The organism is uncultured Ruegeria sp. (genome assembly GCF_947497005.1).
Classification (GTDB): domain Bacteria; phylum Pseudomonadota; class Alphaproteobacteria; order Rhodobacterales; family Rhodobacteraceae; genus Ruegeria.
In genome coordinates this window covers 22,153-35,763 of record NZ_CANMFF010000022.1, presented here as the reverse complement: position 1 = coordinate 35,763, position 13,611 = coordinate 22,153, and the positions used below count along the sequence as shown (strand labels likewise).

The window sequence follows — 13,611 nt, the reverse complement described above, 5'->3', positions numbered from 1 at the left end:
CTACTACGTGTTGGGTGTTGACCTTTTTGTTTGCTTCTGAGGCGTTTTTGTGAGGTTGTAACCGTCGTGTCTAGAATGTCTTTCGCTTATTCACTTTCCTTGAAAACTTTTCGTTTTCAGTCAAACTACTCGTTAAAATTCATATTCAGCTACATTTTGGGCCTCAGATCGCTCCCGAATATACATTTCAAACTGAAACCCATTTCAGAGGTCGGTAGGGACACATGACAACAGTTATCTTTGTGCATGGCATTTCAAACATGCCAGAAAAAGACGTGCTGATCCATCACTGGTACAGTGCACTTGCCACAGATTACGCCGGAAATGAAGGTGTTGACCTCAAAACCCGCGCATACGTTAAATCGGTGCACTGGGCGGATATCATGTACGCGACACCTTTAGGTTGGGCGTCAATTGCTGAAAGTTCGGAGTTGTCTCTGGAAAGCACGGGAGCTCTTTCAAGCGGCGGTCCTGATTTGGGTGAGGTGGATGACGCGTTCTTGCGCACATTTGCGGAAGACATGAATGTTGACCCAGAAGCTCTGCTTGATAGCGAGAGGGTACCACTGCCTTCGGATCTTTCTGGAATCGAAGCAGAAGCAATCCCGTTGCCCTGGTTTCTAAAAAAACCGCTGATGCGTGCAGCTGTGAGGGACACGCATCACTACCTTTATAACGTAGCCCATTCACCGCGCCCAGGCGAGACATACAAGGTTCGAGATGTAATCCGCGGTAGGTTCGTAGACGAACTGAAGGCCGCCGAAACTCGCGGACCAATTATTCTAATCACCCACTCTATGGGAACCGTGATCGCATATGATTGCCTTAAGAACGTGCCAGATTGTCCCCAGATCAAGCATCTGATGACTGTCGGCTCTCCTTTGGGGTTGTCAGAAGTACAGACACATTTGAAGCCAGGCTACACTCGCCACGACGGTTATGCCTACGAAAAAATCGGTCTTCGCTGGGTAAACATTTTTGATCCCGTGGATATTGTTGCGCGTGCTGATCCGAAATTACGCAACGACTATCTAAAAAGCGGCGGCGAAGTTATCGAGGACATTCGACAAAACAATGGTGGGCTCTGGACCCACTCTTTCACAAAGTATGCGCCCAAGAAGACAATGCGTGATGTGTTGCGGGAGCTTCTCTAGATGTCTCGTCTCGATGATGAAGTCTTGAAATTCGTAGAACGGGCACAGGATGGCCGGCGTACAGCTTCAGCCAAGTCACTTCATGGCTTGACCCATCGACTACTGGAGCAAGAAGATGATGAGCTGAGTGATGATGATCTACAGATGGTTGTCAGTGTCTCTATGAAAGAGCGGTTTTTCGAAGAAGTAGATGATTTTCTAGAAAGCATGAACGTTGCCAATCGACTATCAAGCAAGAACCGGCTCGATATGGCACAAGTGTCCATTGAACTAGGGCGGTATGGTTCTGGAATCGCGCTCCTTGACGTTTTGGCCATTGAATTTGCAGATGATCCAGTCCTATTCGCAGAGGCCAAAGGCATTTCTGGCAGGGCGCATAAGGACCTTTTCTTAAACGCATTGAAGGGAAATCGCGTTGCAGCCCAGCTACATATGAAAAAATCCCTTCAGAGATACAAAGAAGGCTGCACCGGTGCTGCAGAAAAACGCAACTGGCTGATTGGCAATCTGCTCGCAGTGGGTACACGTGCAAGGATCGAAGGGTTCGAGTTGCCGTTTGAGTTGGATTTTGACGCTCTTGCAGATGAAATCGAAGAAAGCACAGCGCGATTGCCTGAGGAAGACCGTGGATTCTATGTTTGGTCATCGCTCGCAGAGGCCCGGATTAGCCGAGAAGACTGGAACGGCGTTTCTGATGCGGTCAGTGGAATGCTAGCAACACACGATGTTGACGTTTTCAAACTCAGTTCGACACTGCGGCAATTTAAAACAGTTTGGGCACTACCGCGCTCGACGAAAAAAGCGAAGTTGCTTGTGACAGGCCTGGAACGAGCAATTCTGAATCAGGCGAATGGCGAAGTTCATATGGACGCCAGTGATATCAGGCGTCAACGTCAAACGAATGAAGGCGATCTCGAGGCTCAGTTCTCGAATGCATTGTTGCGTGGCCGCGGGTGGATGCTAAAATTTCTCGAGATTGGCAACAGTATCGTGTCTGTTGTGGATTTACATTCTGGTGCGGTGCGCGGGACGTGTTGTATTATGAATGGGGGCGATCTGGCACCCGAGCTCGATGGTAAGCTACTAGGGCTTACTAATGATCATGTGATTAGCGAATACCCACAGGAGTATGAGACCTTACGACCACTTCGCCCGCAAGATGCTGCGGTCCGGTTTACGTTGTCAGACAATCCAAAGCAGGAATATGAGATTGATGAAGTCATTTGGTCCTCCCCCTTCCGACATCATGACGCCTGCTTGTTTTCGTTCAAGGATGCTTTACCCATCGACGCGTCAAACTTTGAGATAATCGAGTATTTGCCGCCTGCGCCACAAGACCCACCCGCCGAAGTTTTTGTTGTTTCCCACCCCAACCCTGATGAGCCTTCTTATTCGTTTCAGAATACAGATCTTCTGATGCACGATGGGGATGATCGCGGTTCTGACACGCTTATTCCTGGTCGTATTCACTACACAACGGGTACGATAAAAGGTAGTTCAGGCGGCGTTGCATTGAATGCCAAACTTAAGATGATTGGGCTGCACCATGCGGGCAGCGACGAACTGGACAGAATCGACGGTGAGCCAGGTCATCATGCTGCAAACGAAGCTATTTGGATTGTCGCAATATTGAATGCGATTCGAGATGATTTAAGCCAGGGTCGAACACGATCCAGTGCAGTCGACTAGTTCTCATGACTCGGCGTGTATTTCTGGATTCTTAGGCTCTTACCAATGGAAATTTCCTCAAAAAACGCCAAAACAAAGGTCTTTCTTTCTTATTCACGTTCAGACCGTGCTGAAGCAGATCGCATCATTGCAGCGCTGGAGGGCGCTGGGATCGAGTTTCTTCGCGACGTTGATGACACTCTGCCCAGTGAGCAATGGTGGCAGCGCATTACGGAACTCATCCAGATGTCAGACAGTGTCATTTTTGTGCTCAGCAGTAGGTCGGCGGAATCCTCCGTTTGTGCAGACGAAATTGCACTAGCGAACAGCCTCTCCAAGCGTGTCTTTCCCGTCGCCATCGAAACCGTACGCTGGGACAATATACCTCAAGGACTCGCCAAGATTCATTCGGTGTTTTTGCATGAGGACTTTGACGCGAACATCATGGCACTGGCGGACGCGCTCCTAACCGACATCGACTGGGTACGCGAGAAGACCCGACTTCAACTGCGCGCGCTGGCGTGGAGCAAAGAGAGACCCAAGGCGGAGCTTTTGCGTGGAAAATCGCTCGAAATGGCCGAGGCCTGGCGTAGGAAACGCCCCACGGGAGCGGAAGATATTGGCCGGCTGCTTTCCGACTACTTAGCTGCAAGTCATGAGGACACCAAACTGCGGACTCGACGCTGGCTCATAGGTTCCGGGGCCGCAGTGGTTTCGTCCACGACGCTGGCGGGTTTCGCAGTGCTTCAGCGCAATACCGCCGTCGCGGAACGTGATCGGGCCTTGGCCAACTTGTCCGTCTCCAAAGCTTATGACTCGCTGGTCAGTGACCCGACCCAGGCGTTGCGACACGCGCTCGACGCTTGGCACCGCACGCCAAGAAGTTTTGATGCACACATCGCAGTCCTACGTGCATATTACGAAGCGCCGGGTTTCCCGATCCGCCTGTTGCGCAGATCAGGCGCCGACTGGGGTACATCAGATCCTTGGTTCAGCGGGGCGTTCCTCCCCGGTGGCAGCCGCATCCTTTCGCGCGATTTGACCCGCCCTTCGACGGTCTTGCTCGTTGATCTAGACGGGAAAACCACAATGCTTGAAACCTCCTCTGATATTGGTCGCACAGCCGAAGGTTTCAGTCTGAAGGGCGACTATCGAGGTGTAGAGGTTTTTAAAAATGATCTACCGTTTTTGTCACTATCTGCCGAGTTCCACGATTCCGTCTATTCCGGGGCTTTCTCCCGTGCTGGCGGCTTCGTCGAGGTTTCACTATGGGGACGACCCATTCACTATCCGTTTCATCCTGAAGTAATCGAACACCTTGTATTCTCAAGCGGACATTTCGGCAGGGTTCAATGATCGCCTTTATCTTCTCGAGAGGGCCAAACAGATGGCAATAGAATGGTTGCAGAATCCGTGCCTAATTCGAAGGATGACAGCGGCTATCAAAGGCTCGAAAACCAAATCGTCTGGTACGACAATCGTATCGCCACCGCACAACGCATCTACCGAATTTTAGAGGTCGTTCAGATCGTGATCGCAGCGGCAATCCCGGTCGCTTCTCTTATCAGGCTTGGAAGCGCAGTGGTTGGCTCAGCGGGCGGTGTCGCGGTCGTCGGCGGCGTCACTGCCAGCCTGCGGGTGTTCCGGTCGGTGAGATGATCGGACAGGTGGTGAGGTCAGCCCTGGAATGGCTAGACAGTGTCACGGGCATGCAAAACCTCGCTCGTGCGGCTAGCTGTCAAGCATGTGAACATAAGCGCCTTTGCGGCCATCGCATCCTTCGTCGCCAGTTCTGCATAGAACGCAGATACATCCTTCCAGTGCATCGCTTTATGATGCTGCACCTTCCGTTTAACCTGCGGCAAAACGCGGGCGTCGCGGATCGTCGTTACCGGGTTCTCGCCATCTCGGAAGCCCTTCGACTTGGCAACGTCAAGCACGGCTTTGATCCGCTGGGCCAGACGTTTGGCCGTTTCGTGTTTTTCGGTCCAAACAGGTAACAGGACCTGAAGCACTTCTGGTTGACCAACCTCAGAGACCGGCAAGCGGCCAATCTTCGGGAAGGCATATTCGGCCAACGTGTTGATCCACTGTTGGCCGTGTTTCGGATTCTTCCACGTCGGCAGGCGTTCAATGTGAACTTGCCGGGCAATCTCTTCGAAGCAGGGAACTTCTTGGCGCCCATTGTAACGCGGGTTGATACCCTGCTTCGCGAGGCGTCGATATTCCAGGGCTCGGTCACGCGCTTCATTCAGTGTAACGACATCAGCGCCGCCGAGTCCAAAATCCGTCCGTAGTGGCTTGCCTTCGCGGTTGCGCTGCCCCTTCACTGTCACCCGAACAATCCAGCGCCGAGCACCAGATGGATCAACAACAAGGTACAACCCGCTCCCATCACCGTGACGACCGGGCCCCAAGGACCGCACCAGCTTCTTCGTCAGCTTTCCACTCAGAGCCGCCATAATATACCACAATTACTACCACGCAATGAATAGAAACGAGTCTAATCGAAGAAAAACCAATAGCAACAGCGAATGCAGATAAACCAACAAAAACAGCCCCATATGGGGCCAAATAACACCGAACACAATTGAATCAAAATGGTGGATGGCGGAGACGAAGGGATTCGAACCCTCGAAACGGTTTCCCGCCTACTCCCTCAGCAAGGAATGGACTGCGAAACCGAATTAAGAATTGCGAGCACCATGGTCTCATAGGTGGATATTTAGGTGGATATAATTCGTCTTTGATTCGAATTTTACATAAAAATCTGTAGGTTAATATAATTAAGTGGTGCCCGGGGGCGGCATCACTCTCTTACACGAAATCAATCGCCTAATAGGAAGTGGGACACGAAATCTTCCCACATGTTTCCATAAGAATTCGTAGAAAGTGTCCCACTTGTTTCGTGTTCAAGTCTGTAGCTTGGCACGACTTAAGGGCCCCTCATTTCTTGAGACCCGAAAGACTGTAAAATTAGCAAATTCGCTACCGGTTTGTCTCCGAGATTTGTACCCTCTGAGTTTAAGAAGGTTGACCAAGGGATGGCTTAGCCTCAGAGTTTAGGTATGATTAGCAAGTGCGTGAGCTCGTCCATGCCGGTTTCAAAGTGCTGTGCTGGCCCGCCGCTACGTCAATCAGCGCGGCGGATGGAATCACGGGGCCAAGCCAGTGGCTAACGGTGGTAATCTCACGCGGCCTAATCTGCGGATTTTCGTATCCTCGCCTTCTGACGTTATGGAAGAACGTGCAATTGTCCAGAGCATCGTAGAACGCGAAATTGCCAAGAGCCCATTCGTAATCGACGAATTGAATGTCATCCTGCACCGCTACGACGATCCTGATCGGCAGATTCCGATGGTCGCGGACATACCTCCGCAAGCATCGGTCGATCGATGGCTACCCCGGCCCTCGGAGTGCGATATTGTGGTCGGCATCGTCAAATCGCGGATGGGAACACCTCTGCTAGACTCAGTGCGGCCAGACGGGTCGCCGTACCTATCTGGCACTGAATGGGAGCTCGACGACGCGCTTGCCGCATCCTCACATGCCACAGTGCTCTTTTTCCAATGTACTGCATATCCGCCGCCGGCCATGTCCAAAAAGGAGGCAGGCGAACAGATCGACCAGCGCCAAGCTCTTGAGTCCTTTGTGGAACGTTTGCGTGAAACCAGACTTATGACGGTCAACAACTACAACGACATTGACGATTTCCGCCAGAGAGTCCGCCAACAGCTAGATCAGTTAGTGTACGATAGGTTGAAAGAAATCCGCACCGAGCAAAGCTCTCGCACAACACCAAGTTTCGACGGTGAACCCTATCCCGGACTTCGTGCCCTCGGGGCGGGGGACGAGCCCGTGTTTTTCGGCCGACGGTCGGAGACGAATGAGCTCTGCAACTGGCTCGAAAGCGCAGAAAAAAAGAGAGCGTTAGTTGCGCTAACCGGGGCATCGGGCACGGGAAAATCGTCGCTTGCCATGGCGGGCGTGGTCCCTCGCCTGAAGCGAGCTGGCTGGAAGACTGCTTATGCACGTCTCGACCTACGCGACCCAGTGGGCGCGACGGTTGAAGCACTTCAGGATTGGCTTGAGCCTGAGGATCGCGACAGGCCAAACCTGCTCGCTGAACGCTGGCTCCAAAGCCCAGAACTGCTTGTCAGCCAGTTCAACGCTGCGGGCAGTAACAATGGGGAGATAGAGCGACGCCTCCTAGTGCTTGATCAGTTCGAAGAGGCGCGCCGCTTGGAGCCCGCAGAGCTTAAGCGCACATTCGCCATAATGGAGACATTGGCGGCAAAGGGCGGTGTCAGTCTGTTGCTGACCATTCGAGCAGACTTCCTCGCCGATGTCTTGCGGACAGAAGAATTCGCCGGACTGCTCCGAGGCAATATCTTCACTCTGGCACCACCGGGAGCAGAAGCGATTTCCGAGATTGTCCGCGGCCCGGCGGCGCTAGTCGGCGCGGCCGTCAACGACTCGATCGCATCCGAACTAATCGATGCAGGTGTAAGCGAGCGCGGAGCGCTTCCGCTCCTAGCATTCGCGCTACGCAATTTGTACCGCCCAGATGAGCGCTGCCTCGCAGCACCGGAGGCAAGCCGGAACAGCGCGGCGGACGAACCACTTCTTCAAGCGGTCCTCGCCAGCTACATCGCCAAGGAGGAGGTTGGGCTGCCCGAAGACATGAGAACGGCACTGCCTGACCTTTTTCGCGAACTTGTGACTGTAACGGAGGACGGCCAAGCCAGCAAGCTGCGAGTCGCGGCGGCTGGGCTCGGCGATACCACGCGCCGGCTTGCCGAGCGCCTCGCAGACAGGCGGCTACTTTCGCGTACGACGTCGCTTAGTAGCGGAGACTTCTTCGAACTCGCTCACGAAGCGCTGATCCAAGCGTGGCCTGCCCTCTCGACCTGGATTGCTCAGTTCGAGAAGTTCTTTGCTTTGAGAGACGAAATTCGGAGCGCGAAGAAACGCTGGGCGGAATCCGGTGAATCTAACAATAGGTTGCTTCCAGCGTGGATGGCGTCACGTGGCAAGGAGATTCTGGCAGCCGCTCCCGGGCTGCTTACCTCTGAAGAATCGGCTTTTATCGGGGAGTCCCGAAGGCACCACCGCGAATACTGGCTTCGCAACGCCCGATCCGTTTCTGAACGTGGCGAACAACTCCAAAAGTCTGGAGACCACGTAACTGCCGGCCTGCTTGCACTTGAGGGACTGCCTCGGGTCGGTATGGATGTCGAAATACCCATCTCTAGGCAGTGTTTTCAGCTATTGCACGAGTCCGAAATTAAACGGCGCGAGATGAAACGAACAAACGTCCGAAAATATCGCGCCGTTGCGGTTTCCTTCTCTAAGAAAATGGGCGTATTCGCTCTTCGCACAGAAGATGGCGTTTGTCTTGTGTTTCGCGAGGGTCAGGTCTTGGAGATGCCCCTGAACCAAGGCATTCGGGTGATGTATCGTGATATCAGTTTGTCCTCCGACGCGCGGTTCCTTGCAGTTCCTTTGGGCGAACATTCGGTGGAAATATGGGACGCGGAAAGCGGGAAACTTGTCACGAAGCTTCCCGAACATCCATGGCCTTCGGCAGAACTGACTTTCTCAGGCGATGGCAAGCGCATTGCAACGAGGTTTTCGGACAACACTGTGAAAGTATTTGATGTCGCAACGGGCGTCGAAGTTGCGGCGATCGCACAAGAAGACATGCCTGTTACAGCCTTTTCTCTATCACCGAACGGCGATGTGCTAGCTACCGGCTGTGCCCTCGGGCGAGTGCGAACTTGGATCCTCGCATCAGGTACTAAATCGCACGAGCAACAACTGTACCAGGACAGACGAAGCCTATTTTCTCGCATGTTTTCACGGCGACGGCAAAGTGCCTTCCCTACTCGGCCGGTAAATTGCCTAGCCTTTTCGCACGATGGCGCAAGGTGGGCTGCAGGTACAGGGCTTGGAAGTAATGGGGACGTTTTCGTCCATGAAGTGAGTAGCGGAAAACTCCTTCGCGCTTTCTCGCCCCCTCCAAGGTCACTCGCAGATGGCGGCGTCTATTCGATGGATTTTGCACCTGATGGGCGGTTGGCACTTGCATTGGCGGATGGCACGATTCGCTGCATGAAGTCCGAACTCGATACCGAAGACTTCAATCTCATAAGCCCCTCTTCGGTAAAGCAAATCTCTTTCGCAGAGGATGGAAGCCAAATCATGGCCACCGATTGGGACCATGGATCAATAGTCTACTGGGCCGCGGACCCTAATCTGGAAGTGCATTCCTTTGATGTGACTCTGACGAAAGAAAACTCAAGTCGCGATCTAACGCTGACTTCCGTAGTTTATCACCAATATGATAAAACGCGTTATTTGAGCATTCAGGGAGTTACCAAGGCTGCGTCCGCAGCGCTGCACGCAGAAACCGGTCGCGCGGCCATGTCTGTTGACTACGAGGGAACGTGGATTCTCGATACTTCAACGGGCGAAGTTGTATCAAAAAACCTCGAAGCGGATCCTACAAGCTTCGAGATGTTTTTCTCAGACGACGGGTCATTGCTTGCAGTCTTGGATCATTTTAACTGCACGGTTTTCGATACCTCAGGCGGGTCCGTTGTTGCCCGGATTAAGGGAGGGCGCGCGCGCTGTTCATGCGCGTGCTTTTTTGCAAATGATAGGAAATTGGCTCTCGGGCTGGTTGATCACTCCATCGAGGCCTGGGACCTCTCGACAGGGCAACTTGAGCTTACGTTTTCCGGCGCACCATCACCGACTTTCATGCTAAAAGATGGTACCCTTCAGGTTCAGGACAATCCGCAAACCGGGAAACCGCCTTCCTGGCGGGACGGTAACACTGGCCCAATCCACCAAGTGCTGGCGTCACCCAGCGGCAAGTACATCGCTTCCGCGGCCAACAACGAAACAATTCTGCGCGACGCCTCGTCACTCGAACCTTTGTGCAGTTTCAATTGCAGCCGCGTAGCGTTCTCACGAAACGAGCGAAGAATGGCGGCTTTAAATCCCGAGGGCTCAGTAGTTGATATCGTCTTGCTTGAAACCGGGGAACAAATAACGAAAATCAGCCTTGGGAACTTTGGCGCCAAACGAATTGCTTTCACACCTTGCGGTAACAAAATCGTGGTGGCCAGCTCGAAAACGATCACAGTAGCCGATGCACACGATGGTAGCGTCCTTTTGGAGTACAACGTTGGTGGCGGAAGCGAATACATTGCGTTTGCACTTGGTGGCAACCCTATGCGGTTAGATGCTGCGACAGCATTGGGAAGCTTTCATAGCCACTCGATACCGGTCGGCACCGCGGAAGATTTTATCGAGGACGTCGCCGCGCGTCTCCCCCGCACGCTAACAATTGACCAGCGCGACGAGTTTCATCTGTTTCGGTAGACGCTGAAGCCGCTCCACTTTCATACGGTGTACTCGTGTGGCGTCAGGCTAGCGAGGCTAGAGTGATGCCGGTTGTGATTTTAGCAGGCGCGCCATGCCGCAATCATACGGCAGGCACGGAGCAAAAGGGACGCAGTATGTCCGGTTCACGATGAAGGACTTGGAAGTGCGTTCTTACAAATACGGCGGCGGTGTCGTGAAGATGTCAGAAGATGGCACGGTTCCATCCCCTCCAGGAGATCGTTCATTGCCTTGATGGCAGCTCGAGCACCGGCACTCTTTTTCATTTGGCTAATCGGAGTGTTGTTGGCATGAGCACGTTTCCATGCCCTGGGTTCCTTCAGTTCTCGGCTTGCAGGCGCACCTTACTCTTCGAAGCTCGATTTCTGACGCTGATAACAGCAGTTTGGCAAACGTAGATGATTGATACGCTTGTTCTTTGCTCGTGGCAGGTTACCCCGACCCGTCTCGTGTCGGAGCATTCAAGCACACGCCCTCTGGTACCCCAACGCTACCCGACGGCACCGCAAAAACCCTGCTTCTGGTGTTGAGTACCTGGCAGGCAATGCAGACGGGTTTCACTCTTGGACGCTGGACGAAATTGAGAAATTCGAAAACACCCGCGCTGTCGGTACTTCTGCCCGCCTCGCATTGGCGCTCGCTCTCTACACAGGGCAGCGCCGCGCCGATCTGGTACAATTCGGCAAGCAACACGTTCGAGACGGGTGGCTGTCATTTACCCAACACAAAAATCGCAAAAACAAACCTGTTCGGATGGAAATCCCTATCATCCCCGAGTTGCAACGGATTCTGGACGAAAGCCAAACCGGCGATCTGACATTCTTGGTTACGGCGTTCAATCGACCGTTTACCTCAAACGGTTTTGGCAATCGTTTCCGCAAGTGGTGCGATGAGGCCGGTTTGAAGAACTGTTCTGTCCACGGACTACGCAAGGCTGCCGCCGCGCGACTCGCGGAACTGGGCTGCACCGAACAAGAGATCATGGCCATTACCGGGCACCGCACGTCAAAAGAGGTGACACGGTACACCCGTGCGGCAAGCCAAAAGACCTGTGCCGAAAGCGCCCTACGCCGCATGTCAAATGTTCAAAAAGGGAACAAAAGTGTCCCACTTTCCAACCCCATGTTGCCAGGTGGGGCAAGGTCTGTCTCTAAGTCCTTGAAATAAATCTCTTATGTGAAGGGATGGTGCCCGGGGGCGGAATCGAACCACCGACACGAGGATTTTCAATCCACTGCTCTACCCCTGAGCTACCCGGGCACGGGAACGACGTTCGTCGTTGGGTGGAGGCCTTCTATGACTTGCTACCGGTAGTGTCCAGAGGCTTTTTCACATTTTTTCAATGCGGTCGCTTTGGCGTGAGTTCCTGCGCGTCAACCTCGGCTTCAAGGTCCTCTTCGCGCTGTGACGGAACCGCATACGAGCCGTTCAGCCACTTGGCCAAATCAATCTCGGCACATCGCTTTGAACAGAATGGACGGAATTTCTGCGCGGTATCTTTTCTGCAAATCGGGCAGCTCAATTCAGGATCTCCGCTACAGGGACGCGGCCACGTTTCCGTTGCAACTCAAAATGACCCAGAGGGGTCCAGCCGGCAAGAATCGTCTCGTCCGGGTCTGATCTGAACGCAGCACGCAAAGCGGATTCAAACCCGCGTCGCTCTTTTTTGGACATAGGTGCCAGATCCAATGTGATCTGCCCTCCCAGCCCGCGCACGCGCAAGGCCCGTGGCAGCAGTTTGGCGCATGCAAAGTTAGCTTTGGTGCCCGCCGCCAGCGACGTATCCGCTCCGGTATTCACATCAACGGCAACCAGTGCGCGTGTGGGCTCGATATAGAGGTGACCGCCGCCCGGCAAAGGCTCGGACTTGCTGCGCACCACGTCCAGCGCGTCCAGAACACCGTGGGTTTCGAAACCGCCGGCCCGGGTTATAACTTCGGCCGGGTCAGTCCAGTCACGCCAGGCAAGAATATGCGGGCTGTCGCCTTCGCTGAGCAGTTCAGGCTCGGCCCCTTCGTCACTCATCACCTGTTCGGCCTGCGTCAACATGGCTGAGATATCTTCGGCGATATCTTCAGCATCCGCGCCCGCGCAGCAGGAGCGAAGGATCAGGCCATAAGCGCTGTCGCCCATGTGCGCATGAGCAATCTCAAGCAATTGATCGCGTATGTCCTCGTCCTTGATGCTGCGCGAGATGTTCAGGCCCGGAGCTTCAGGTGTGACAATGGCGTAGCGGCTTTTGAAAAGGATACGATTGCTCACTGGGATGGCTTTGCCGGGTTCAGCATAGCCGCCGACCTGCACCAACAACTTGTCACCGGGCGCTAAACCTTTGATCTGTCGTAGGAAAGCAGGCCCGTCGGGTGTCGTCAGGAACATGCCCCCCTGCCCCTTGACCGGGCGTTCAGCTCGAGCGCGATAGATGGTACCCGGCGTGGGTGCGTCAGCGGCAATCAGGAAATCGTCCAGCTTGCCATCGACCATCAGAGCGGCGGCCTCGCGGTCTTGGATATGGTCCAGAACGATGGTGCGACCCTTCATGGTGCCTCGCGATACAGTGGATAGCCGATACCTTGCAGCAAAGCCGCGGTCTCGGACAGGGGCAGGCCTACGATGCCTGTGAACGATCCTGAAATCCAGGGAATGAAAGCGCCTGCGGGCCCCTGAATGGCGTAAGCGCCTGCTTTGCCCTGCCAATCTCCGGTCGCCAGATACGCGTTGACCTCGACATCTGACAGGCGTTTGACTTTGACCTGAGAGACGACATCCCGTTGCAGTATGCGATCTCCCCGTCGTACGGCGACCGAGGTAATCACGCGATGCCGCCGACCGGACAGAGCATGCAGAAATTCCGCGGCCTGACCCGCATTTTCAGGTTTGCCCAGAATGCGGCGCCCCAAAGCTACGGTGGTATCTGCGCAAAGGGTGACATCTCCGCTATTAGCCTGAATCGCCTGAACTTTTTGGCGCGTGATGCGATTACAATACGGAACCGGAAGCTCGCCTTTCAAAGGCGTTTCGTCGATATCAGGGGGGCAAATGGCATCGGGCTGCACGCCAAGCTGTGACAGCAGGTCCAGCCGCCTGGGGCTGCCCGATCCTAGAATAAGCGCCATTGCGGCAGGCGTTACTTGAAGCGGTAGTTGATCCGACCCTTGGTCAGATCATAGGGGGTCATTTCGACTTGCACCTTGTCGCCGGCCAGAACACGGATGCGGTTCTTGCGCATCTTGCCTGCCGTATGTGCGATGATCTCATGGCCGTTTTCCAGCTCGACCCGAAACGTCGCATTAGGCAGGAGTTCCTTCACGACACCGGGAAATTCGAGCGTATCTTCCTTGGCCATGTTGTCTCCATCATTACGTTGCGCCCGCAG

At 54.1% G+C, this 13,611-nt stretch carries 11 protein-coding genes and 1 tRNA gene; 6 read left to right on the top strand and 6 right to left on the bottom strand.

The genetic code is table 11. The features are described 5' to 3' along the window. Positions 1–224 precede the first annotated feature (224 nt). The 4 genes from Q0816_RS22235 to Q0816_RS22220 are packed head-to-tail and all read left to right on the top strand — an operon-like array spanning position 225 to position 4,481. On the top strand, positions 225–1,154 hold the full coding sequence (locus tag Q0816_RS22235; protein ID WP_298854757.1) for a hypothetical protein: 930 nt from the start codon (positions 225–227) through the stop codon (positions 1,152–1,154). Next, positions 1,155–2,843 (top strand): serine protease, encoded by a 1,689-nt coding sequence (locus Q0816_RS22230; protein ID WP_298854755.1) that lies wholly within the window; start codon positions 1,155–1,157, stop codon positions 2,841–2,843. Positions 2,844–2,888: 45 nt separating this feature from the next. Next, the gene (locus Q0816_RS22225) at positions 2,889–4,178 is read left to right on the top strand and encodes a toll/interleukin-1 receptor domain-containing protein (protein ID WP_298854753.1); all 1,290 of its coding nucleotides are present in this window, start codon (positions 2,889–2,891) and stop codon (positions 4,176–4,178) included. A 42-nt stretch (positions 4,179–4,220) separates the two neighbouring features. Continuing rightward, complete coding sequence (locus Q0816_RS22220) at positions 4,221–4,481, top strand: DUF4231 domain-containing protein (protein WP_298854751.1); 261 nt, start codon at positions 4,221–4,223, stop codon at positions 4,479–4,481. A gap of 32 nt (positions 4,482–4,513) precedes the next feature. Here Q0816_RS22220 and Q0816_RS22215 read toward each other — a convergent pair whose 3' ends face one another. Continuing rightward, positions 4,514–5,284 carry a DUF4102 domain-containing protein gene (locus Q0816_RS22215; RefSeq protein WP_298854749.1) on the bottom strand — a complete coding sequence of 257 codons (771 nt, stop codon included), beginning with the start codon at positions 5,282–5,284 and terminating at the stop codon, positions 4,514–4,516. Between the two features lie 1,132 nt (positions 5,285–6,416). On the opposite strand from Q0816_RS22215, the gene Q0816_RS22210 reads away from it, so the two are divergent. Beyond that, positions 6,417–10,214: an AAA family ATPase gene (locus tag Q0816_RS22210; protein ID WP_298854747.1), complete on the top strand. Its 3,798-nt coding sequence runs from the start codon at positions 6,417–6,419 to the stop codon at positions 10,212–10,214. A 423-nt stretch (positions 10,215–10,637) separates the two neighbouring features. Continuing rightward, positions 10,638–11,402, top strand: a complete 765-nt coding sequence (locus Q0816_RS22205) for a tyrosine-type recombinase/integrase (RefSeq protein WP_367180561.1) — start codon at positions 10,638–10,640, stop codon at positions 11,400–11,402. 18 nt (positions 11,403–11,420) lie between these two features. Here Q0816_RS22205 and Q0816_RS22200 read toward each other — a convergent pair. The 5 genes from Q0816_RS22200 to infA all read right to left on the bottom strand — a co-directional run bounded on the left by Q0816_RS22200 (position 11,421) and on the right by infA (position 13,581). Continuing rightward, positions 11,421–11,495: transfer RNA gene (locus Q0816_RS22200), tRNA-Phe, on the bottom strand. A gap of 79 nt (positions 11,496–11,574) precedes the next feature. Then, entirely contained in the window at positions 11,575–11,757 is a 183-nt protein-coding gene (locus Q0816_RS22195; RefSeq protein ID WP_298854743.1) for a DNA gyrase inhibitor YacG, read from the bottom strand. After that, a complete protein-coding gene (locus Q0816_RS22190; RefSeq protein ID WP_298854740.1) occupies positions 11,754–12,776 on the bottom strand; it encodes a ribonuclease E/G in 1,023 nt (340 codons plus the stop codon). Before Q0816_RS22190 ends, Q0816_RS22195 begins: the two co-directional genes overlap by 4 nt. Continuing rightward, entirely contained in the window at positions 12,773–13,351 is a 579-nt protein-coding gene (locus Q0816_RS22185; RefSeq protein WP_298854738.1) for a nucleoside triphosphate pyrophosphatase, read from the bottom strand. The genes Q0816_RS22190 and Q0816_RS22185 overlap by 4 nt, the downstream gene beginning before the upstream one ends. 11 nt (positions 13,352–13,362) lie before the next feature. After that, a complete protein-coding gene (gene infA, locus Q0816_RS22180; RefSeq protein WP_005978431.1) occupies positions 13,363–13,581 on the bottom strand; it encodes a translation initiation factor IF-1 in 219 nt (72 codons plus the stop codon). Positions 13,582–13,611 lie beyond the last annotated feature (30 nt).